23 protein-coding genes and 1 riboswitch are annotated in these 21911 nt (G+C 37.0%); of the genes, 21 read left to right on the top strand and 2 right to left on the bottom strand.

Annotation, left to right across the window (positions count from 1 at the left end; all coding sequences use genetic code 11):
• Positions 1–34 precede the first annotated feature (34 nt).
• Positions 35–433, bottom strand: coding sequence for a VOC family protein (locus C2I06_RS18160; RefSeq protein WP_123258591.1), 399 nt, complete (start codon positions 431–433; stop codon positions 35–37).
• 530 nt (positions 434–963) lie between these two features.
• On the opposite strand from C2I06_RS18160, the gene C2I06_RS18155 reads away from it, so the two are divergent.
• From C2I06_RS18155 to C2I06_RS18110, 10 genes are all read left to right on the top strand, one after another.
• A complete protein-coding gene (locus C2I06_RS18155) occupies positions 964–2706 on the top strand; it encodes a sensor histidine kinase (RefSeq protein ID WP_123258590.1) in 1743 nt (580 codons plus the stop codon).
• 76 nt (positions 2707–2782) lie between these two features.
• Positions 2783–3454, top strand: a complete 672-nt coding sequence (locus C2I06_RS18150) for a response regulator transcription factor (RefSeq protein ID WP_095329333.1) — start codon at positions 2783–2785, stop codon at positions 3452–3454.
• Between the two features lie 17 nt (positions 3455–3471).
• Positions 3472–3618 carry a teichoic acid D-Ala incorporation-associated protein DltX gene (locus C2I06_RS18145; protein WP_095329334.1) on the top strand — a complete coding sequence of 49 codons (147 nt, stop codon included), beginning with the start codon at positions 3472–3474 and terminating at the stop codon, positions 3616–3618.
• Positions 3619–3635: 17 nt separating this feature from the next.
• Positions 3636–5138, top strand: coding sequence for a D-alanine--poly(phosphoribitol) ligase subunit DltA (dltA, locus tag C2I06_RS18140; protein WP_123258589.1), 1503 nt, complete (start codon positions 3636–3638; stop codon positions 5136–5138).
• Entirely contained in the window at positions 5135–6292 is a 1158-nt protein-coding gene (dltB, locus tag C2I06_RS18135; RefSeq protein WP_095329336.1) for a D-alanyl-lipoteichoic acid biosynthesis protein DltB, read from the top strand. The genes dltA and dltB overlap by 4 nt, the downstream gene beginning before the upstream one ends.
• Before the next feature lie 15 nt (positions 6293–6307).
• On the top strand, positions 6308–6544 hold the full coding sequence (gene dltC, locus C2I06_RS18130) for a D-alanine--poly(phosphoribitol) ligase subunit DltC (RefSeq protein ID WP_095329337.1): 237 nt from the start codon (positions 6308–6310) through the stop codon (positions 6542–6544).
• The gene (dltD, locus tag C2I06_RS18125) at positions 6544–7704 is read left to right on the top strand and encodes a D-alanyl-lipoteichoic acid biosynthesis protein DltD (RefSeq protein ID WP_123258588.1); all 1161 of its coding nucleotides are present in this window, start codon (positions 6544–6546) and stop codon (positions 7702–7704) included. The genes dltC and dltD overlap by 1 nt, the downstream gene beginning before the upstream one ends.
• A gap of 204 nt (positions 7705–7908) precedes the next feature.
• Positions 7909–9357 (top strand): DEAD/DEAH box helicase, encoded by a 1449-nt coding sequence (locus C2I06_RS18120; protein ID WP_095329339.1) that lies wholly within the window; start codon positions 7909–7911, stop codon positions 9355–9357.
• A 313-nt stretch (positions 9358–9670) separates the two neighbouring features.
• Complete coding sequence (locus tag C2I06_RS18115; RefSeq protein ID WP_095329340.1) at positions 9671–11176, top strand: sodium-dependent transporter; 1506 nt, start codon at positions 9671–9673, stop codon at positions 11174–11176.
• A 1-nt stretch (position 11177) separates the two neighbouring features.
• The gene (locus tag C2I06_RS18110; RefSeq protein ID WP_123258587.1) at positions 11178–11285 is read left to right on the top strand and encodes a methionine/alanine import family NSS transporter small subunit; all 108 of its coding nucleotides are present in this window, start codon (positions 11178–11180) and stop codon (positions 11283–11285) included.
• 76 nt (positions 11286–11361) lie between these two features.
• Here the strand turns inward: C2I06_RS18110 and C2I06_RS18105 are convergent, their stop codons facing one another.
• Positions 11362–12534, bottom strand: coding sequence for an MFS transporter (locus C2I06_RS18105; RefSeq protein ID WP_123258586.1), 1173 nt, complete (start codon positions 12532–12534; stop codon positions 11362–11364).
• An 83-nt stretch (positions 12535–12617) separates the two neighbouring features.
• Here C2I06_RS18105 and yeiL point away from each other — a divergent pair, with 83 nt between their 5' ends.
• The 11 genes from yeiL (at position 12618) to C2I06_RS18050 (ending at position 21885) form a co-directional block, all read left to right on the top strand.
• Positions 12618–13289, top strand: coding sequence for a transcriptional regulator YeiL (yeiL, locus tag C2I06_RS18100; protein ID WP_123258585.1), 672 nt, complete (start codon positions 12618–12620; stop codon positions 13287–13289).
• A 133-nt stretch (positions 13290–13422) separates the two neighbouring features.
• Positions 13423–13604: riboswitch (Lysine riboswitch) on the top strand.
• A 107-nt stretch (positions 13605–13711) separates the two neighbouring features.
• Complete coding sequence (locus C2I06_RS18095) at positions 13712–14548, top strand: transporter substrate-binding domain-containing protein (protein ID WP_123258584.1); 837 nt, start codon at positions 13712–13714, stop codon at positions 14546–14548.
• 64 nt (positions 14549–14612) lie between these two features.
• Entirely contained in the window at positions 14613–15359 is a 747-nt protein-coding gene (locus C2I06_RS18090; RefSeq protein ID WP_123258583.1) for an amino acid ABC transporter permease, read from the top strand.
• Between the two features lie 18 nt (positions 15360–15377).
• Positions 15378–16133 (top strand): amino acid ABC transporter ATP-binding protein, encoded by a 756-nt coding sequence (locus C2I06_RS18085; protein ID WP_095329345.1) that lies wholly within the window; start codon positions 15378–15380, stop codon positions 16131–16133.
• A 534-nt stretch (positions 16134–16667) separates the two neighbouring features.
• The gene (locus tag C2I06_RS18080; protein ID WP_095329346.1) at positions 16668–17165 is read left to right on the top strand and encodes an LURP-one-related/scramblase family protein; all 498 of its coding nucleotides are present in this window, start codon (positions 16668–16670) and stop codon (positions 17163–17165) included.
• A gap of 84 nt (positions 17166–17249) precedes the next feature.
• Positions 17250–17591 carry a zinc ribbon domain-containing protein YjdM gene (locus tag C2I06_RS18075; protein ID WP_095329347.1) on the top strand — a complete coding sequence of 114 codons (342 nt, stop codon included), beginning with the start codon at positions 17250–17252 and terminating at the stop codon, positions 17589–17591.
• Positions 17592–17830: 239 nt separating this feature from the next.
• Complete coding sequence (locus tag C2I06_RS18070) at positions 17831–18841, top strand: ATP-binding cassette domain-containing protein (protein WP_095329348.1); 1011 nt, start codon at positions 17831–17833, stop codon at positions 18839–18841.
• On the top strand, positions 18838–19653 hold the full coding sequence (locus tag C2I06_RS18065) for an ABC transporter permease (protein WP_095329349.1): 816 nt from the start codon (positions 18838–18840) through the stop codon (positions 19651–19653). The genes C2I06_RS18070 and C2I06_RS18065 overlap by 4 nt, the downstream gene beginning before the upstream one ends.
• Before the next feature lie 98 nt (positions 19654–19751).
• A complete protein-coding gene (locus C2I06_RS18060; protein WP_095329350.1) occupies positions 19752–20429 on the top strand; it encodes a response regulator transcription factor in 678 nt (225 codons plus the stop codon).
• Positions 20429–21526, top strand: a complete 1098-nt coding sequence (locus C2I06_RS18055) for a sensor histidine kinase (RefSeq protein WP_095329351.1) — start codon at positions 20429–20431, stop codon at positions 21524–21526. Before C2I06_RS18060 ends, C2I06_RS18055 begins: the two co-directional genes overlap by 1 nt.
• A 56-nt stretch (positions 21527–21582) precedes the next feature.
• On the top strand, positions 21583–21885 hold the full coding sequence (locus C2I06_RS18050) for a DUF3219 family protein (RefSeq protein ID WP_123258582.1): 303 nt from the start codon (positions 21583–21585) through the stop codon (positions 21883–21885).
• Positions 21886–21911 lie beyond the last annotated feature (26 nt).

The raw sequence follows: 21911 nt of genomic DNA, 5'->3' as shown, positions 1-21911 counted from the left end.
CTCCGAGGGAAGTTCCCTTTCTAACTAGACTTTTTTAAATTTCTATTGTTCCAATGATAGTTTTAATACGTTCTTGCTCTTCGCCCTTATCTAAGTATTCGAAAAATCCCAGTCGATTACCCCAAGGGTCTGTGAAAGTTCCCCATTTCACTGGTACTTCAGGTCTTGAATGTATTTCAAAACTATCAATCTTTAATTCATCTATCAGTCTGTCTCTTTCAGCTTCAATGTTAGTAACTCCTAAACGTAAAGGTCCGTTACCCTCGGTAAGAGTTCCTTCTGCGACCTGCAACCAACAACCAGGAATGAGTTCCCACTCAGCAAATCCCTCGTGTGGAGTGAAATCAGGCTTCTTATTAAGCAGTGTTTCATACCACTTTTGCCCTTCTTCAATATTGGCAACTCTAACCTGAGTAGTCATTTCAAAAATCATCTATATCCCTCCTAAATATGTATTATCAAATATAATAATACATATTTAGAGATTAATTTTCTTTAGGTAATAGCCAATTTAGATTATATACATAATATAAAATCTCTTCATCTTCGATTTAACACATAATAGGATACCTCTCCACTTTTAGATAAAGCAGAAATAGTCTTTGCGCATGTTTTCAATTAGGTTATCTCTTTCTTAAGGTTCTATAGGACTTTAAGATCATCTTTTAATTTTCCTCACTTGTCTCTTTCGAATAATTACGTACAAAAAATAGGTGTTCTCCGCTGGATAAATAATCCACGTCACTAAAATATTGCATATCGTTATTTGCTATAATCCATATTAGTTTAGGCGAGAATCTCTTTTATTCTAATATTAAAATCTAGATAAAAAATGGCTTCCCTAACTTGAAAAAAATGGTTAATATATGGATGATTACATGTGGACACACAAAAAACATATCCATAGCTTAAGTTTAAGTTTAAGTTAGGAATAAACTGCCGCATGAAACAAAGGAGTATAACATGAGAAAACGCAGTATTACTGTCAAGTTATTCGCTGTAACGTCTATATTCTTTTTGGTGTTTTACGTCATGATTATGATATTTCAGCTAGTATTCTTTGACCGTTTTTATCAACATCATAAAACGAAAGAAGCAGCAAAGCATATCCATCAGTTAGCAGAAGGATATGAGCAAAATTCTTGGAGCGAAGCAGAACTGACAAAACAGACATTGTCCTACATAAAGAAGACAAAAAGCCCGTTGACGATTGTGGACACAGAAGGTTATCAGTTGGTACAAGATCCTTTTAATATCATGTTGGATACAGAGGATGGCAAAATTGTGGAAGTATCACTTTCATTACTCATCACAGATTATGGAAAACAAGTACAAGCATTGAATATTGCAAAGGGGGATACAGTGATTGTACAAGGGGAAACAGATGCTCTAGTTTCTTCAGTCATTTATCCATCTATTATTACGAAGAATAGCTCTAGTGTTGGGGAAAGTCAGGCCGAGAATGAAGTGACCATTAAAGGGAAGGTAAAAAGTATTTCGCTGCCTAAAGGGAAAGTGGCAAGTAGAGGGCTAGGAATTCTCTATGATGCACTATTGGAATGGTTCCCTCTTCAAGAGAAGCAGATAAAGCAGCTTTCCAGAGGAGAAAGCCTAAAGTTAGACTGGGTAGAGTCATGGAGTGGAAAACATTATTTAGTATTAATGGAGCCAATCAAGAAAGACGGAGAAATGCAAATTATGTTCTCTGTCACATCTCTTCAAGAAATCAGAGATACCAATGAATCGCTCCGAATATTTTATGTATATATCGGAATTGCTGGCTTTATTCTCATCCTTTTATTGTCGTTATTCTTCTCCCGTCTTGTTAGTAGACCACTGATTAAGCTGAATGAAATGGCAAAAAAAATGGTGCATCTAGACTTCTCATCGCTGAAGCCGATTAAGCAGAAGGATGAGCTAGGGAGTCTGGCGAACAATATGCTTGTTATGGCGCAGAACTTGGATGTTGCATTAAATGGTTTGAAAGAAGCCAATGGAAAGCTGAAAGAGGATATGGAAAAGCGTCTGCAAATGGAGAAGGAGCAGCGTGAATTTTTCGAACATGCTTCCCATGAACTGAAGACCCCTTTGAGTATTGTCAAAAGCTTTGCAGAAGGGCTGCAAGATGGAGTCAGTCCAGATAAACAGGATCACTATATAGAAGTAATTATTGAGGAATCAGAAAAGATGGAAGTGCTGATTAAGAATATGCTGGATTTGGCTAAGTTGGAGAACGGTGTAATCAAACTACGAAAAACATCTTTCTTACTTAGTGAAATGATTGAGGATTTGGCAAATAAACTATTTTGTATAGCTAGAGAGAAAAATGTGGAAATTGAAATCATGCCGAAGAATGAACAGCATATTTTGGCAGATTATGAGTGGATGGAACGAGTAATGAAGAATCTTCTTATTAATGCGATCCGCCACAGCGAACCTGACTCTGTCATTAGAATTTGTATCGAATTGGATCAAGATAATGGTAACAGTGTGTTTCAAATCGAGAATACAGGTCCACAGATACCAGAAGAGCAGCTGGATAAAATCTGGAAACGTTTCTATCGAGCTGAATCTTCTCGCAGCCGAATGACTGGTGGTACAGGATTAGGATTGGCCATTGTTCAGCAAATACTCAGCCTGCATGGCTTTCATTATGGAGCAGAAAACATACCAGGCGGTGTACGTTTCTATATTCACTTTCGTTAATGGTAATAATTTCTTATAGGACACATGAAAGACATATAACCTTGTTAATATCTTTAAATTGGAAGGAAGATTCACGATGGGGAAGAAAGTATTGCTTGTCGAGGATGAAGTGAGAATTCGAGAAGTCGTAGCTGATTATTTTAAAAAGGACGGCTGGGAAGTGTATGAAACGGATAATGGCAGCAGTGCAATAGATTGGTTTGATGCCATATATCCTGATTTAGTTATTCTTGATATTATGATGCCACAAATGGATGGATTTGCTGTTACCAAGCAGGTTCGCATGAGCTCTGGCGTACCCATTATTTTGCTGACAGCGAAATCCAGTGATGATGATAAAATCCATGGCTTTGAACTTGGAGCTGATGATTATGTTACCAAGCCGTTCAGTCCAAAAGTGTTAGTAGCACGTGCTAATTCCTTAATGAAACGGGCAAAAGAGCATTATCTGCCGACTGGTCATATGATAAGCTTCGGTGAGGCAATTGTTAATACTAAGTCTCATCAACTTCAGCTTGCAGGTCAACAAGTCGAATTAACGCCAAAAGAATATGAATTATTAGTTTTCTTACTTCAGCATAAAAATAATGTCCTTTCACGTGAAACAATTTTGAATCATGTATGGGGATTCGACTTCGATGGTGATAGTCGAGTTGTGGATACACATATTAAAAAGCTTAGGGCTAAATTAAGCTTTGAATCCCATCATATCCGGACTGTTATTGGAACAGGCTATAAGTTTGAATAAAAGAAAGGAGAGAGAAGATGAATAAGCTTAAACAGTTGTATAGGCATACTGGCGTCCGGTTTGCTTTACAGACTTGTTTTTATTTGGCTATCCTCATTACCTTATTCTTGCTGTATGGCTTCCATACGGCCAATACAGGCAACTATATTTATAATGATTTCTAAATGGAGAAGATAATAAAATGAAACTTTTAACTCGTATTGCGCAGCATGCGGTAAAAAAATCAGAACAGATAGCATATCGTACAGAAGACCAGATGCTGACTTATGGATTGCTCTGGGATAAATCAAGAAGGCTGGCAAGCTTATTACATGCCATTAAGCTTAAGCGGCAGACGCCAATTGTAGTGTATGGACATATGGGAATAGATATGCCGGTATCGTTTCTCGCTTGTGTTCAAGCCGGCCATCCTTATATACCGGTAGATACATCGATTCCAATCGAACGGGTGCGTCTTATTGTCGAAAAATCTGGCGCTGGGGTGGTAATTAATACGACAACTAGCAAGCTGGATTTTGAAGGTGTTATAGTTTTACAGATGCTAGAAATGAATTTGGAACAAGTAGAACATATTGGAGAAGAGTACTGGGTCCAAAGTGATGAGGTTTTTTATATCATTTATACGTCTGGCAGTACTGGAAATCCCAAAGGAGTTCAAATAACTGCAGCGAATCTACAATCCTTTACCGATTGGATGACAGGGGACTTTCCGCTAGGGGAAGGAAAGGTATTCTTGAACCAGGCTCCCTTTTCATTCGATTTGTCTGTAATGGATTTTTATCCAGCCTTACAGAGTGGGGGGACCATTCATACGCTGGAGAAAGAAGTAAGCAATAAACCGAAGCTTTTGTTTGAGAACTTAAGTCATTCGTCTATACAAATATGGACATCGACACCATCTTTTGTGCAAATGTGTTTTCCTAACCCAGATTTTAATCAAAAGATGCTTCCAGAGCTTGAACTATTCCTTTTCTGTGGGGAAGTACTGCCACTTGCTGTAGCCACGGAGCTGAAGGAGCGCTTCCCGAAAGCGAGAATTTTTAATACCTATGGACCTACAGAGGCAACAGTAGCGGTGACATCTATTGAAATTACGGAAGAATTGCTTGCAGAAGAGAAGGCTCTGCCAGTAGGCTATCCAAAATCGGATATGCGTGTTTTCGTTTTGGATGAATTAGATAATCCGCTCCCAGAAGGAGAAAAAGGTGAACTTATTCTTGCAGGGCCAAGTGTATCAAAAGGATATCTCGGTGAGCCGCAACTGGCAGAAAAGGCATTTGGCATGATAAACGGAATGAATGCATATCGTACCGGAGACGCAGGGTTCATTCAAGACGGAGTGGTGTACTGCCAAGGAAGAATGGATTATCAGATTAAGCTGCATGGCTATCGGATGGAACTGGAAGAAATTGAATTCCACCTGAATCAGTCTGAATATATTAAGACTGCCATTATTATTCCTTATGCACCAAATGAAGAAATTGAATACTTGATTGCGGCAGTTGTTCCAGAGAATCATGACTTTGATAAGGAATTCAAACTGACTGCTGCTATTCGTAAGGATCTTGCCTTGCGCTTACCAGCATATATGATTCCTCGTAAATTTACGTATCATTCTTCTATTCCAATGACGATAAATGGAAAAGTAGACCGTAAGAAGATGAAGGAAGAGGTACTAGCATGACCCCGTATAGTTCTTTCCTTTTCTTTATTATTTTAGGTATCTTGCTACTGCCGACGATAATCCTCGGTATAAAGGGCAAGAACCTGCGTTTTTACAATGTATTTGTTTCTATTGTTGTACTGGCCATTATCTTTTCTAGTGGGAATGCAGGCTTTTTCTCATTAGTAGTTTTCACTATCCTTCAAGTAATATTGGTAAAAGGCTATATTCATTATCGCCAGGAAAAGAATAGTAGTCTCATATTTTATGTAATAAGCTTTCTATCCATTCTGCCTTTAATTTTATCTAAAGTCTTGCCTATTTTGGCAGTGGATAATTGGGCGAGTTTTCTAGGTATCTCTTATCTGACATTCCGAGCTGTCCAAATTATTATTGAAACAAGAGATGGATTGATTAAAAATCAGCTTTCGATTTTTCAGCTTGTTAATTTTATGTTATTTTACCCGACCATTTCATCTGGGCCGATTGACCGTTTCCGTCGATTTGAGAAGGATGAGAATAAGCGTTGGACACCAGAGGAATATAGAGAGCTGCTTTATAAAGGGATTAACAAAATCTTCCTTGGATTTTTGTATAAATTTATAATCGGCTATTGCATTAATGCATATTTCATCATGAATTTAACTTATATTTCAGATGGTAAGCTTTCTTATCACCTGCTATACATGTACAGCTATAGCCTATACCTATTTTTCGACTTTGCCGGCTATACGGCATTTGCAGTCGGAGTCAGTTATATAATGGGTATCCGGTCACCGGAGAACTTTAATAAGCCATTTATGAGCCGTAATATAAAGGATTTCTGGAATCGATGGCATATGTCTTTGTCATTTTGGTTCCGTGATTATGTGTTTATGCGCTTTGTTTTCTTAATAAAGAAGAAAAAATGGATAAAGAACAATATGCTCGTTTCAAATTTAGGGTATATTCTCCTGTTCCTTTTGATGGGCGTATGGCATGGATTAGAGATTCAATACATCATTTATGGAGCATATCATGCCCTGATGATGAGCGGTTTTAATTTCTTCGAGACTTGGAATAAAAAACATAAACGCTGGCCAACAGGAAAAGCGATGACAGTGGTTTCTATCATTATTACTTTCCATGTTGTTTGTTTCGGTTTTTATCTGTTTTCCGGCAAACCATTTCAATAAAAAGGGGATCTATATATGAATTTTAAAGAAAAAGTACTACAAGTTATTGCAGAAGTTTGTCAAGATGATGTGGTGAAAGAAGAGCTTGATTTAGATTTATTCGATTCAGGATTGATCGATTCGTTTGGGACTGTAGAATTACTTGTTAAATTTGAGGAACAACTTGAAATCAATGTACCAATTACAGAGTTCGACCGAGATACATGGAATACACCAAATGCTATCGTTGAACGTCTGAATGAGCTGAAATAATGAAGAAGAAATATTTATTTGGACCAATCATTCTTGCATTGGTCCTGTTTGCCGGGGTTGTATTTATACCCACATCATGGCTGGCTAAGCTAGTTCCTGCTGATCGGTTAGAGGAATCTGCAATCAGTTTAGAGCCAAATATGTTCCAAGGAACATATTTGCAAAATGAGATGCTCAAGCGTTCGACCTATGTTCCGATCTATGGCTCTTCGGAGTTGTCACGCTGGGATCCATTTCATCCATCCAATTATTTCGAAGTGAATTCCGCCCCATTCACACCTTATTTAATAGGAAAAGGCGGAATGACGTCAATTATTCATGATTTAAACTTTGCAACACATGCTGCTCAATTGAAGAACAAGCAAATGGTCATTATTGTATCGCCACAATGGTTTGTAAAGCATGGTACAGATGAACAGCATTTTGCACCAAATTATTCTGCCCTGCAAGCGTACCAGCTTCCATTTAATAAGGATGTGGATGAGCAGGTGAAACGAAAATTGATGGAGCGTCTGATGACATATAGTGCGGTCAAGAACGATACGATACTCTATCAACTTTATGATGCTTATCTAAAAGACAAAAAGACAATGTTTAATATGTTATCTGTTCCTGCAAAGGGGTATATATCCATCCTTAAGAAAAAGGATTTATATTTTACGCTTTTGAAAGATAAACCAACCAATCGACATCAGTCAGCTAAAGTGAAGGATAAGACGTGGGAAGAATTACGTGCACAAGCTGATGCCTATGGCAAAAAACGGACACAGCATTCTCAATTTTACATTGATGATAAAGTATATAAGCATAAGAATGATTATATGAAGAGTATGAAAGGAAAGAACAAAGGTCATTCCTATGCTGAATCGCTGGAGTACGATGATTTTCAGCTGATGCTTGATATTCTAAAAAAGGCAGAAGCTGAACCGCTTTTTGTTATTATCCCAGTTAATGGTGCTTATTATGATTACACAGGCTTTCCTAAAAAAGGGCGGCAAGATTATTATAATCGTATAAAGAAACAGATAAGCGATAACGGCTTTACTTATGCTGATTATTCCGGTCATGAGCACGATCCCTATTTTATGAGGGATACGATTCATATTGGCTGGAAGGGCTGGGTTTATTTAAATGAGGATATGCAAAAATTCCTTGAATAGCATTAGGACGATTCACGTATGAAGTGGATCGTCTTCTTCTATTATTTCGGCAAGCGTATTTAGCAAATTTAGATGAGTGAATGAGAAAAATATTCATTTAAAATTGTCATTCTAAATATTCAAGGAGAATCAAGTGAAAAATAGCGTATAATAGGAGCTTACGGAAATAATAAAAGAATAATCCAAAATAAAAGAGGCTTTGTTATGAGTGAAAAAGGTTTTCATGCATTTAATTTAAGTAATCAAATAGTAAAAGCTCTAGATAGTTTAGAATATAAAAATCCAACAGAGGTTCAAAATAAAGTTATCCCCCTTGTGTTAGAGAAGATTGATCTCGTCGTAAAATCTCAAACCGGAAGTGGTAAGACAGCTTCCTATGGAATTCCTATTTGTGAATTAGTGGAATGGGAAGAGAATAAACCACAAGCGTTAATATTAACGCCAACAAGGGAACTTGCTGTTCAAGTCAAAGATGACTTTATTGATATAGGAAGACTGAAGAGGATTAAAGCAACAGCTGTATATGGAAAGCAGCCGTTTGCCATCCAAAAAACAGAATTAAAACAAAAAACACATGTAGTAGTTGGTACACCAGGTCGCGTATTAGATCATATCGAGAGAGGAACATTGACCTTAGAAAAAGTGAACTATCTTGTGATCGATGAAGCGGACGAGATGCTAAACATGGGATTTATTGAACAGGTAGAGGCAATAATCAAGGCTTTACCAAAAAAACGAGTAACTATGTTGTTTTCAGCAACGTTGCCGGAGGCAGTTAAAGAGCTATCGCAACGGTATATGAAAACACCTATTGACATTGAAATCAAGGCAAATGGACTGACTACCGATAAAATTGACCATACGCTTATAAAAGTAGACGAAAAAGAAAAATTCTCTCTTCTTCAAGCCGTAACGATTGTACAAAATCCTGATAGTTGTATTATCTTTTGTCGGACAAAAGATAGGGTGGACATGCTGAGTGACCAATTAACGGACTTAGGATATAACTGTGATCAAATTCATGGCGGGATGGTACAGGAAGATAGGCTAGATGTTATGAATGATTTTAAAAGAGGAGAATTCCGCTATCTAATTGCGACAGACGTAGCAGCAAGGGGCATTGACATTGATAATATCACCCATGTGATCAACTATGATATTCCTTTAGAAAAGGAAAGCTATGTTCATCGTACTGGAAGGACTGGACGGGCAGGTAAAAAAGGCAGAGCCATTACCTTCATGACTCCGTTTGAAGAGAAGTTTTTACAGGAGATAGAAGAATATATTGGCTTTAAAATTCCTATAATGGCTGTTCCTACAGAGGAGGAAATTGCCGATAAGCGGTCTGACTTTGAGGTAAAAAAGAATATCGAGCCGGCGATTAAAAAGGCAAAAAATGAAAAATTAAATAAGCATATTATGAAATTATACTTTAATGGCGGCAAAAAAAAGAAGCTTCGAGCAGTCGACTTTGTTGGAACAATTGCAAAAATAGATGGGGTATCAGCAGAGGATATTGGGATTATTACGATCATGGATACTTTTTCTTATGTAGAGATTTTGAATGATAAAGGACGAATCGTGCTCGAAAAGATGAAGAATACGCCGATAAAAGGGAAATCCTTGAAGGTATATGAAGCAAAGAAGGACTGACAAAGACTTTAGAACAGTTCGCAGTCAAGATTGTTAAAAAAAAACGGAGCAGATTGAATACACATAGATTCTTATGGGAGCTGCGAGATAGTTCGAGATTCCCTTCAAACGAGGGCTCGCCCCATGGAAGGCAAAGTTTATTCAGTCTGCGGATGATTACTATATAAAAGGGTGGGAAAAATAACCACCTAAATTTCGACAAAAACTTTAAAAAGTAGTTTGACATTCATGCAAATAACACCTATATTAATAGAATGCAAAAAACTAAACTATCTGAATCTTTTCAAAAAATAGTTTAATCGGAGGTCATCTTATGGAACAACGTCAGCAATGGGGGTCACGCTATGGCTTTATCATGGCGGCTGTAGGCTCAGCAGTTGGTTTAGGAAATATTTGGAGGTTTCCAGCAGTTGCTTATGAGAATGGGGGAGGAGCATTTTTCTTACCTTATTTATTTGCGATCTTAACAGCAGGTATCCCAATATTAATATTAGAATTCACTATCGGACAAAAATTTCGTGGTTCCGCACCACTTTCTCTATTCCGTTTAAATAAAAAGGCAGAGTGGCTTGGCTGGTGGCAGTTGTTAATTGCCTTTGTCATCTGTACTTATTATTCTGTCATTGTCGCATGGGCTATTAAGTTCACTATTTATTCATTTGGGACCCAATGGGGTTCAAATCCGGAAAGTTTCTTTTTCAATGATGTTTTAAAGAGAGCAGATACAGCTGGAACGATTGGCGGGTTAGTTCCTGGTATTGTCATTCCAGTACTTTTTGTATGGGTTGTAGCGTTATTTGTATTGTATCGTGGAGTTTCTAAAGGAATTGAAAAATTAAATAGGATATTCCTTCCTGTTCTTATTGTGATGTTTTTGATAATCGTTATTCGTGCCTTAACATTAGATGGAGCTGCCCAAGGCTTGAATGCTTTCTTTAAGCCAAACTGGGATATGATTTTGGACGGAAAAGTTTGGATTGCCGCATATGGGCAAATTTTCTTTTCTTTATCGATTGGTTTTGCCATCATGATTACTTATTCTAGCTATCTACCAAAAAAATCAGATATCAATAATAATGCGTTTATTACAGCATTTGCAAATTCTGGATTCGAATTATTAGCGGGGATCGGTGTTTTTGCAGCCCTTGGATTTATGGCTAACCAACAAGGTGTGGCGGTCCAAGATGTAGTCAGCAGTGGAATTGGACTGGCATTTGTGGTTTTCCCAAGCATCATCAATGAATTTCCTAGTATGAACGGATTATTTGGGGTATTATTTTTCCTTTCTCTTGTTTTTGCCGGTTTGACATCCATGATTTCAATCGTTGAAACCTTTATAGCAGGTGTGCAAGAGAAATTTAATGTATCAAGAACAAAAGCAGTATTAACAAGCGGAATTGCTGCAACAGTTATCTCCCTGCTTTTCGCAACAAATGGCGGTTTATATTTACTGGATGTAGTGGACTACTTTATTAATAACTTTGGAATTGTTACGGCAGGATTTGTAGAAGTAATCTTAATTGCATGGTTCTTTAGAGGATTAAACGGATTACAGTCACATACGAATGCTATTTCTGACTTGCGTATTGGTGCATGGTGGAAATTTTGTTTAAGTGTTATAACACCTATTGTTCTAGGCTATATGATGTTTGATAATATTCGCCAAAACTTAAGAGAAAATTATGGAGGATATCCAACAGAATTGATTCTGTCTGCCGGTGTGCTTGTGGTTGCGCTAAGCATCATTATTGGAGTTCTTCTATCCAGAAAAAAATGGAATGCGAAAATAGCTCTAGACAAAAATAAGGAGGTTGCTTAATATGTCAGCTAGTGCAATCACTATGATGATAGTGGGAATGATCATCCTCTGGGGTGGTTTAGCAGCCAGCATCTTTAACGTTGTAAGAGTATCTAAAAAGGCAAAATAATGACTAAAGGATTGGTCCATCATAGCGGCCAATCCTTTTTAAGTGAAGGAACAGTGAAGCTGTTTTGAAGGGTATATCAATTAGAAATCCGAACTTGTTTTCGCTGCTCTAGCCTTTGATAAATCAGTGCAACGATCATTGCGGGCAGACTGCAAGCGAGCATACCAAGAAAGGCATACCTTGGTTCTATTTCGTATAAAAAGCCTCCAAGTATGGTGAATACGGCAGTGCTCCAGCTTAGAGCCAGAGCTGAATATATCCCTTGTGCTTTGGGAATTTGTGCCTGTGAAATGTTGCTAATTAAGTATTTCATAAAGGCATAATGTCCCATTGCAAACGAAAAGGCATGTAAAGTTTGCGCCAGGCAGAAAACAATGACATTAGGAAACGCAAAAATGAATATCCATCGCAGAGAAGAACCCGCTGCTGCTACCGCCAATAACGTACCGACAGAGAACTTACTAAAGTGTTTATCTGCTATGGAAAAAAAGACGATTTCGGCAATGACGGCTATGTTAATGATTACTCCAATGAGATAAATAGGTGCGTGTATATCCTGAAGAAAAATATAGCCATAATTGTAATATGTAGCATGAGCTGCTTGAAGCAAAATGACAATAACAAGTACTAAAATGAAATGCTTGATGCGAAATAGTTGAGACAAACCTATTTTTTCTGTTGGCTTAATTTGTGGCTTTTTCGCTAAAATAGCAGGTGCATTCATAAAACTAAGACCTACGAACCCAATAATCCCTAGTAAGAGCGCCCAAAAAATGATCTCATCCCCAAACTTTCCGGTGAAAATAGTTAATATGACTCCTACTGAAACAAACCCAATAGATCCCCATTGGCGGCTTCTCCCATAGTGTTTTAATTGTTTATTCTGCACAAGGACACTTGCTGCGCTATCTAAAGCTGGCATTAAAGTTGGATAAAACAGATGTAAAATAACCGTTACGAGTAATAGACCGGAAAAAGAGTCTGTTAGCATATAACCACAAATAGAGACAAATGTGCCGACTCCCATGATATTTAATAACAATTTACTACTAAATTTCTCCGACAAATAAGGAAAGGCAAATAATGTTGACAGCCCTCTAGCGATTAAGCCAAGACTCATAATGAAGCTGGCTTGTGAGACGGAGATTCCTTTTGTATAAATTAACCAGCCAGACCAATAAGGCAGGAATATTCCCCAAGTCATAAAAAAACTAAAAAAACGTGTACTCATCCATCGTTGTGTATTCATTCTTATCCTCCTCATTCATTAGCATGGTATCATAGAAGTAAAGATAAATAATAGGAGATATCTCTTATTTATGGAGGCAGAAGATGCAAATTTACAAAGAAGATAAAAAGCAGCAATTTTTAACAAGGACTTCAATTGCTGATCTATTTTCTTTCCAAGTAGAAGAATATATAGAAATTCATGAATATCAGCGGGATGAATGGATTATAAAAGAAGGAATGAGACCGGATTATTTATTTTTTGTAATGGAAGGAAAAGCGAAAATATATGTAACACATCAAAATGGAAAGGTATCTTTAATAAATTTCATTAATGCAAATGACTATATTGGCGAAATGGAATTACTGCATGATGTGTATTATACAAAGGGCATACAAGCATCAACTAAAGTTATTTGTTTTGCTCTTCCATTTTATTATTACCGAACAAAATTATTGGAGGATGCTAAGTTTTTGCGTGAGCTTACAAGGTTTTTAAGTGAAAAGGCAACAGTAATGGCAGCTAAGTATTCGCAAACTCTCGCTTTTCCCCTTGAAAATAGACTTGCAGATTTTATCTTGCAAACGGCAGACAATGGAATTTATAAGGAGAAACATGTAATTGTTTGTGATTATTTAGGGGTATCCTATCGCCATTTGTTATACATGCTTACAAAATTTTGTGAAAAACAATATTTACAAAAGGACGGAAGGAATTATCAAATAAAGGAATATCAGTCTTTAAGGAAACTTGCAGAGGCGTTAAAGAATAAATAATTCACAGGAAAAATTTTTTTAACAAGACAGGGTGAAATTAAATAAGGAAAAAACTAGAAAGGAAAAACGTGTTGACGAATCTTGCCAAAATACGGTACTATTAAAATTAATTGAATAAGACCTCACTTTTTTACAGTGAGGTAGAGGCGCGATATTTAACAGTCTTTAGTGGAGTTTGAGAAGCTATGATGCTAAGGAGAAGGAAATGTCGCCGAAGTTTGTAATATTTCTCCGTATTACATGCTGGGTCTGTAGTTAAGAGCTGCAGGACTGTCTCAATAAACGCCTAGTTTATTGAGTTGTGCTATCTCATTTGGGATAAAGAGAGGACTTTAGGGCTATTGCATATACTACGACCTGAGTTGATCTCAGGTCGTTTTTTTGTTTTAGTAGATTGAAAGAAAAATAGGAGGAGAGACAACATGAGAAACAAATTATTAATGATGATGGTTTTAATGGTCTCAGCCATGCTTTTATTGGCAGGCTGTGGAACAAGCGATAAGTCAGCTTCTGGATCATCAGATGACAATACATTTAGAGTAGGACTGGAAGCGGGATATGCTCCTTTTAACTGGACACAAAACAATGATTCTAATGGAGCTGTTAAAATCAAAGGGTCTTCAGAATATGCTAGTGGATATGATGTGGAAATTGCTAAAAAAGTGGCTGAAGGTCTTGGAAAAGAATTAGTCATTGTGAAAACAGAATGGGACGGGCTAGTACCAGCGTTAGTTTCAGGGAAAATAGATGCTATTATAGCAGGGATGTCACCAACTGCAGAACGTAAAGAAACAGTTGACTTTTCAGATAGCTATTATAAATCAAATTTAGTAATGGTAGTGAAAAAAGGCAGCAAGTATGAAAAGGCTACTTCTATCCAGGATTTTAAAGGCGCTAAAGTTACGGCACAGCTAAATACCTTTCACTATTCTGTCATTGACCAAATTGAAGGGGTAGAAAAAAAGACAGCAATGGATAACTTCCCAGCTATGAGGGTTGCTTTAGAATCTGGTGTTATAGATGGCTACGTATCAGAACGTCCTGAAGCAGTTAGTGCATCAACTGCAAATGATAAATTTGCAATGGTTGAATTTAAGGAAGGATTTAAAACATCAGAAGAAGACACATCCATTGCTGTAGGGCTGCAAAAGGATAGTGATTTAACAGAGAAGATTAATAAAATCTTAGCAGATATCCCAGAGGTAGAACGTACAAGCTTGATGGATAATGCAATCAAAAATCAACCAGCAGCAGAATAAAAAAGAAAAAAACCGGCTGTATATCTTTATACAGGCGGTTTTATATAGTAAGTGAGGAGAAAAAATGAGTCTTGAGTGGATCGTTAAAATAATATCAGAAAACTGGCCGATGTTTCTTCGTGGTGCTGGGTTAACGCTTATCATTGCCTTGATAGGGACCATTATTGGAGCTGCTATAGGATTTATTGCGGGAGTTATCCGCACTATTCCAACACCGGAACGCGGCATAAAAAAGTTTATTTTAAAAGTAATTAATATCATCCTGTCTATCTATATTGAATTCTTCCGTGGAACACCAATGATTGTTCAAGCAATGGTGATTTATTATGGTTCTGCGCTAGCATTTGGTATAGACATGAATGTTTTTGCTGCAGCAATCATTGTAGTCTCCATTAATACAGGTGCCTATATGGCAGAAATCGTTCGAGGGGGAATTATTTCTGTTGATAAAGGGCAGTTTGAAGCAGCACATGCGATTGGAATGAATCATGTGCAGACAATGTGGAACGTTGTATTGCCACAGGTCATCCGTAATATTTTACCTGCAACTGGTAACCAATTTGTTATTAATATTAAGGATACATCTGTATTAAATGTTATCTCTGTTACCGAATTATATTTTGTAACAAAATCAATTTCTGGAAATAACTTTAAGTATTTTGAATCATTCTTTGTAGCTTGTCTAATTTACTTTGTAATGACCTTTATTGTTACGAGAATATTGTTATATATGGAGAGAAAGTTAGAAGGGTCCGATAGCTACACTGTTATCGGAACAGATGCACAACCATTAAGGGCTAAACTAAAATAAGGAAGAAGGTGAATAAGGTTGGACAACAAAATTATTGATATCAAGCATTTGAATAAATCCTATGGGAAACATGAAGTATTAAGAGATATTGATTTTTCTGTTAATAAAGGAGAAGTAGTTTCGATCATCGGTTCCTCTGGTTCTGGTAAATCAACGCTTCTTCGGTGTATAAATCTATTAGAAAAGCCAAGTGGCGGGGAGATACTCTACCATGGCGAAAATATACTGGATGAGAAACATGATGTTGCGGTCTACCGAAAAAATTTAGGAATGGTATTTCAGCAATTTAACTTATTTAACAATCATAACGTACTGAACAATTGTGTAGTAGGACAAATAAAAGTTTTAAAACGCTCCAAGGAAGAGGCCGAAAAGGTAGCAATGCATTACTTAAATGTTGTGGGAATGGACAAGTATATTAATGCAAAGCCAAAACAATTATCAGGCGGTCAAAAGCAGCGTGTGGCAATCGCAAGAGCCTTATCCATGAATCCTGATGTGATGCTATTTGATGAACCTACATCAGCTCTTGATCCAGAAATGGTAGGAGAAGTATTAAAGGTTATGAAAGAGCTCGCACATTCTGGCCTAACGATGATAGTGGTAACACATGAAATGGAGTTTGCGAAGGAAGTGTCAGACAGGGTTATCTTTATGGACAAGGGCGTTATTGCGGAAGAGGGAAGTCCGGAACAAATCTTCCACCATCCTTCACAAGAACGTACGAAGGAATTCCTAAAGCGCACCATTGTACAACCACAAGTTAGCTTATAATACTTGCATGGAAAGACTTGTTAAAGTGGGGTCCCTTTTGTAAGTCATCTGTAAAAGAATCGGATGCAATCAGTATAATTTTCTAATGTCTTCTATGATGAGAAATAGGTTCCGATGATTTAAAGAGAAAAATGGTGATTTCTAGCATGACAGCAGCAGTGACAAGGTGGAGTAGATAGCATAACTAGATAAAGAGAAGTCTATACAAAGGGCTTCTCTTTTTTAGGTCCATTTATAGATGAAATTATAGTTTTGAAGCAACAAATGAAATAACTCATTCAGCTGAAATGTAGCTAACTGAACAAATAAATGAATTGAATTAGGGAATTTTATCGAGAAATCAAAATAAATAATAGAAAAAGATAAACAACAATTTAACTGGCTGTATGTCACTGCTTTAATGAGTGAATGAGAAAGGTATTATGTCATAAAGTGTTGAATATAAGGATAACATCTCTTTTATACGAAAGTAGCTTTAGCAGATGGCAGCTATTCGTAGAGAAAAGGATACTATTTTAATTATGGAGGCACTGAATGAAACAACTCTATATGAAGCAAAAGATTTTTAGCCTTAATGAAAAATTTACAGTCAAGGATCAAGAGGAAAAAGATGTTTATTATGTGGAAGGAAGTTTTTTTAAAATCCCTAAAACCTTCTCCATAAAGGATACAAATAATAATGAAATTGCCCTAATTACCAAAAAGGTCTTTAGCCTTTTACCGAAATTTTATATCGAAATCAATGGGGAAAATGTTTTAACGATTAACAAAGAGCTTTCTTTCTTTAAAGCACGTTACACCATTGATGCTGCTGGCATTGAAGTAAGTGGGAATTGGTGGGATATGGATTTCCGTGTTTTTCAGAATGAGGAAGAAGTCGGCAGGGTGAGCAAAGAGTGGTTTACCTGGGGCGATAGCTATAAAGTGCAGATACTGAAGGAAGAAACGGAAGCAATACTCATTGCATTGGTTGTTGCAATTGATTGTGTAAAGGCGGACCAAGCAGCTGCATCTTCTGCCTCTGTAGATTAATGAAAAGGGAAGCATAGGGGTGCTTCCTTCTTTTTGTTATAATAATATTTTTAAAGACAAATTAACCAGTGGAGGAATAAAATAATGAGCACCTTGCCTAATTGCCCAAAATGCGAATCTGAATATACATATGAAGATGGAACTTTTTTAGTTTGTCCGGAATGTGCACATGAGTGGACATTCAATAGTAATATAGAGGCAAATGATGATAGCAAAGTTATCAAAGATGCAAATGGAAATGTTTTGAATGATGGAGATACCGTTACGGTTATCAAGGATCTTAAAGTAAAAGGGAGTTCATCAGTTTTAAAACAAGGAACAAAGGTAAAAAGTATTCGCTTAGTAGACGGCGATCATGATATTGATTGTAAAATTGCAGGGTTTGGAGCAATGAAATTAAAATCGGAATTTGTGAAGAAAATATAGACTTTTAAGGCCAAGGCAGTCAAAAGACGGTTCTACTGAGAGCAATTAATATAATTGTCATCGGTAGAACCGTCTTTGTGCGCTTATTTCAAAAAAGATAGGAATATTGATAATAAAGGTCTATTTCATTCCAAAAAGACTTCTGGCATTGCTTCGATCCGTCTCTTTATTCCAGTTCATATTTAGTTCATATTTGTAATTTATTATCACTACATAAGATGAAAGAGGGAGGATTTACTTTGAATCAAGTGACTAATAATAAAAAGATTATAGATAGTAGAGAACTGGCTGTGGAAGCGGAAGGGCTGGTAAAAGTATTTGGCGATAATCGCGCTGTAGATGGTGTGGATTTACAGGTTCGCACAGGTTCTATTTATGGGGTACTTGGTCCTAATGGAGCAGGGAAAACAACTACGATTAGAATGCTCGCAACTTTGTTGAAGGCAGATGCAGGTTCTGCAAAGATTTTCGGCTACGATATAGGAAAGGAGCCACAGCAAGTTCGCCAATTAATTGGTGTAACAGGTCAGTATGCGTCTGTTGATGAATCCCTAAGCGCAACAGAGAACTTAATCATTTTTTCTCGGTTATTAGGTTTAGGGCGTATTGAATCAAAACGTAAAGCAATGGAATTATTAGAAGAGTTTGGCTTAACAGAAGCAGCAAAACGTCCATTGAAAAATTTTTCAGGAGGAATGCGGAGACGACTGGATTTAGCTGCAAGCCTTATTGCACAGCCGCCACTTATTTTTTTAGACGAACCAACTACTGGACTTGATCCACGAACGCGTAATCAAATGTGGGAGACAATCAGGAAATTAGTAAAAGGGGGATCAACAGTCCTGCTGACAACACAGTACTTGCAAGAGGCAGATGAACTTGCAGATCGAGTTGCGGTCATCGATCATGGAAAAGTGGTCGCAGAAGGTACAGTGAATGAGTTGAAGGGGTCTATCGGGACTTCCTCCTTACACTTAAGTATTCAAAATGAACAAAATATGCAGGAAGCTCGCCTGATTGTGGAACGTGTGCTTAACGTTCAATCAGCTGTATCAGCAGAAGGTGGAAAAATTACAGCGCCAATGGCTGATGCGGATAAAGTAACCGATTTGCTTATGACATTAAAGACAGCTGGCATTCCATTGGCTGAATTAAGTGTGCAAAAGCCAACATTAGATGAAGTATTTCTAGCTATTACTGGTTCTAATGCAAATGTAGATAAATCTAGTAAAGGGGAGGGATTAGTATGAGCAGTACTACATTAAAACCAACCAGAGAACAAAAAGTTTACAGAAACTCCACTTTTCGTCAAGCAGTGCGAAATTCATTAACAATGGCCTATAGAGGTTTGCTTAAGATAAAGCGTACACCTGAACAATTATCAGATGTTACCTTACAGCCGATTCTTTTTACTCTTATGTTTACGTATATTTTTGGCGGAGCTATTTCTGGCAATGTGCAAAACTATTTACCGGTTATTATTCCGGGAATTCTCGTTCAAACTGTTATTACAACATCAGTGGTAACAGGTGTCCAGCTCAGGGAGGACATGGATAAAGGAGTGTTTGACCGCTTTAAGTCTTTGCCGATTGCCAGAATTGCTCCTTTAGCAGGAGCATTGCTTGCTGATACTATTCGCTATACCATTGCCACAACTCTTACGTTTACGATGGGATATATTATGGGTTATCGACCAGATGGTGGTATAGGTTTTGTGATCTTGGCAGGAATTCTTGTTATTGTTTGTTCTTGGGCAATCAGTTGGATCTTTGCTTTCTTGGGTGTTATTTCACGAACTGCTTCTAGTGTACAAGGAATTTCTATGATTGTCTTGTTTCCATTAACATTTCTGTCCAATGCCTTTGTTCCAGCAGACACAATGCCTAATTTCCTTCAGTGGTTTGTAAAAATTAATCCTATCTCTCACTTAGTTACAGCAGTTAGGGATCTAACAAACGCAGGAACAATTGGCTTAGATTTCACAATCTCTCTTATTGGAGCAGCCGTAATAGTAGCTATTTTTGCACCGATTACCGTACGTGCTTATATGAGACGCGCATAATTTTTTGAAGGATTAAATGGTAGAATAAAGAATAATCTATGAAGAAGAACGGCTATGAAATTAGCGGTTCTCCTTATTTTTTTAAAAGGAATGATAATATGGCAAAAATACTAGTCGTAGATGATGATCCACATATTAGAGAATTAATCCGTGTCATTCTAACAAAGGAAGGCTTCTCTATTGTGGAGGCAGAAGATGGAGAAGCAGCGATGTCTATACTCGAGCAAGAAAAAATGGATTTAATTATCCTTGATATTATGATGCCGAATATGGATGGTTGGACACTTTGCCGTGAAGTGCGAACCTATTATACAGAGATAATGCCAATCTTGATGTTGACAGCAAAAGGAGAAACATCACAAAAAGTGAAAGGATTTGAACTTGGAGCAGACGATTACTTAGTGAAGCCCTTTGCTCCTGCTGAGCTAGTTGCTAGGGTGAAGGTACTTCTCAAGCGCTACCAAATTAATGTTTCCAATCAGATTAAGATAGGAAATGTCGTGATTAATCGAGACACCTATAAAATTTCTATTGGAGATGATGAAAGTACATTACCTTTAAAGGAATTTGAATTATTATTTAAGCTTGCAACCCATCAAAAGAAAACTTTTTCGCGAGAACAATTAATTGAAGATATATGGGGCTATGATTATGAGGGGGATGAGCGCACCGTTGATGTTCATATAAAACGTCTAAGGCAGCGATTTGCCCAAGAGGACTGTCCCTTTAAAATAACGACAGTTCGCGGTCTTGGTTATCGATTGGAGGTTAAATAGTGAAGTTCTCACAATGGATGAAAAGAATAGCAGGCTTTCTTGCAATTATTATTTTTCTAATGGTATGCTGTTCCTTCTCCTATTGGTTAACAGCATGGTTTTATGAAGCAATCCAAGTAACACCAAGCGAATTCATCAGACAATTAATTAATTGCATTGCCGGATTCTTTCTCTTTGGATGCATAATAGCAGTTATCTCAAAAATCCCGTGGATTAGATCCAAACAGGATAAACACTTATACCCAATCATTCAAGCAATCAAAATGATAGCAGAAGGAAATTTTAATATTGACCTTTCCTATTATAAAAATCAGTTTAGAGAAGGTGACAATGATCATCCTTATTATCAAATAGTAACAAACATTAGTCATATGGCAGAAAAATTAGGAGAAATGGAGGAAATGCGTCAGGAATTTATCTCCAATGTGTCTCATGAAATTCAGTCTCCCTTAACCTCTATTAGTGGGTTTGCTCATGCTTTGAAAAATGATGATTTGAGTCCACAAGAGCGCAATCACTATTTGGACATCATTGAAATGGAAAGCATCCGTTTGTCCAAATTAAGTGAAAATCTATTAAAACTTACCTCTTTAGAATCGGAACATTTACCTTTGGAGCAAAAAGAGTACCGATTAGATCGACAGCTTCGTCGAATTATTCTTGCCAATGAACCACAATGGACAGAAAAAGAAATAGATATGGATATCTCCCTTGCGAACGTAACAATTATGGCAGATGAAGAAATGCTAGATCAAGTGTGGATTAATTTACTACATAATAGTATAAAATTCACGCCAAAAGGAGGTACTATAACAGTCAAGGCATTTAAATCGGAGAATAAGATTATTACTGTTAAAATAAAAGATACAGGAATTGGCATGGAGCAGGATTCGCTCATGCATATATTTGAACGCTTTTATAAAGCAGATAAATCAAGAAGTCGAAATACAGGAGGAAACGGCCTCGGTCTTTCTATTGTCAAAAAAATCATAGACTTGCATAAAGGCGAAATCCAAGTCAAAAGCCAAATAGGAAAAGGAACAGAGATAACAGTAAAAATAGGAAAGCAGAAGGACGGCTCTATTGAGATCAATTAGCCCGACCTCAGTAAGTAGAAACCCGTTCCTCACTTTCTAAACAAGGAGCGATTAGAATGGCTAAGAAGGTTTTCTTAAATGATTTTGCATTAACGGTTTCAAATTTTAAAGAGGCAAAAGTGAAAAGTAAAAAATCAGAGAAGCTGTTAACGGTAGTAAGCTTTGATTTTAAAGTAAGAGGTGGGGAAGAATACCACGTAGTTACGAAGTTTTTATATGAGAATGTATTCGATGTCAGCATTCCTGATACATCATTGAAATTTAGAGGGGAAATTAATCAGTATTCCACCTCCTATACTAATTTCTCTGATGAATACAGTACGAGTGATTTCTTTTTAGAATTAATGGAAGTGGAATAAATTTAGAAGGGGTTTAGCAAAACAGA

The sequence above is a fragment of the Niallia circulans genome (genome assembly GCF_003726095.1).
Taxonomy (GTDB): domain Bacteria; phylum Bacillota; class Bacilli; order Bacillales; family Cytobacillaceae; genus Niallia; species Niallia circulans_A.
The sequence above is the reverse complement of the archived record's forward strand: the minus strand, read 5'-3'. Positions and strand labels throughout refer to the sequence as shown.

What these genes read in the sequence shown, in the direction of transcription:
- C2I06_RS18160 (WP_123258591.1), bottom strand. Translation starts at nt 433, where the DNA reads ATGATTTTTGAAATGACTACTCAGGTTAGAGTTGCCAATATTGAAGAA.
- C2I06_RS18110 (WP_123258587.1), top strand. Translation starts at nt 11,178, where the DNA reads ATGTCAGCTAGTGCAATCACTATGATGATAGTGGGAATGATCATCCTC.
- C2I06_RS18090 (WP_123258583.1), top strand. Translation starts at nt 14,613, where the DNA reads ATGAGTCTTGAGTGGATCGTTAAAATAATATCAGAAAACTGGCCGATG.
- dltA (WP_123258589.1), top strand. Translation starts at nt 3,636, where the DNA reads ATGAAACTTTTAACTCGTATTGCGCAGCATGCGGTAAAAAAATCAGAA.
- C2I06_RS18095 (WP_123258584.1), top strand. Translation starts at nt 13,712, where the DNA reads ATGAGAAACAAATTATTAATGATGATGGTTTTAATGGTCTCAGCCATG.
- C2I06_RS18155 (WP_123258590.1), top strand. Translation starts at nt 964, where the DNA reads ATGAGAAAACGCAGTATTACTGTCAAGTTATTCGCTGTAACGTCTATA.
- C2I06_RS18115 (WP_095329340.1), top strand. Translation starts at nt 9,671, where the DNA reads ATGGAACAACGTCAGCAATGGGGGTCACGCTATGGCTTTATCATGGCG.
- dltD (WP_123258588.1), top strand. Translation starts at nt 6,544, where the DNA reads ATGAAGAAGAAATATTTATTTGGACCAATCATTCTTGCATTGGTCCTG.
- yeiL (WP_123258585.1), top strand. Translation starts at nt 12,618, where the DNA reads ATGCAAATTTACAAAGAAGATAAAAAGCAGCAATTTTTAACAAGGACT.
- C2I06_RS18075 (WP_095329347.1), top strand. Translation starts at nt 17,250, where the DNA reads ATGAGCACCTTGCCTAATTGCCCAAAATGCGAATCTGAATATACATAT.
- C2I06_RS18145 (WP_095329334.1), top strand. Translation starts at nt 3,472, where the DNA reads ATGAATAAGCTTAAACAGTTGTATAGGCATACTGGCGTCCGGTTTGCT.
- C2I06_RS18120 (WP_095329339.1), top strand. Translation starts at nt 7,909, where the DNA reads ATGAGTGAAAAAGGTTTTCATGCATTTAATTTAAGTAATCAAATAGTA.
- C2I06_RS18065 (WP_095329349.1), top strand. Translation starts at nt 18,838, where the DNA reads ATGAGCAGTACTACATTAAAACCAACCAGAGAACAAAAAGTTTACAGA.
- dltB (WP_095329336.1), top strand. Translation starts at nt 5,135, where the DNA reads ATGACCCCGTATAGTTCTTTCCTTTTCTTTATTATTTTAGGTATCTTG.
- C2I06_RS18050 (WP_123258582.1), top strand. Translation starts at nt 21,583, where the DNA reads ATGGCTAAGAAGGTTTTCTTAAATGATTTTGCATTAACGGTTTCAAAT.
- C2I06_RS18150 (WP_095329333.1), top strand. Translation starts at nt 2,783, where the DNA reads ATGGGGAAGAAAGTATTGCTTGTCGAGGATGAAGTGAGAATTCGAGAA.
- C2I06_RS18105 (WP_123258586.1), bottom strand. Translation starts at nt 12,534, where the DNA reads ATGAATACACAACGATGGATGAGTACACGTTTTTTTAGTTTTTTTATG.
- C2I06_RS18060 (WP_095329350.1), top strand. Translation starts at nt 19,752, where the DNA reads ATGGCAAAAATACTAGTCGTAGATGATGATCCACATATTAGAGAATTA.
- dltC (WP_095329337.1), top strand. Translation starts at nt 6,308, where the DNA reads ATGAATTTTAAAGAAAAAGTACTACAAGTTATTGCAGAAGTTTGTCAA.
- C2I06_RS18080 (WP_095329346.1), top strand. Translation starts at nt 16,668, where the DNA reads ATGAAACAACTCTATATGAAGCAAAAGATTTTTAGCCTTAATGAAAAA.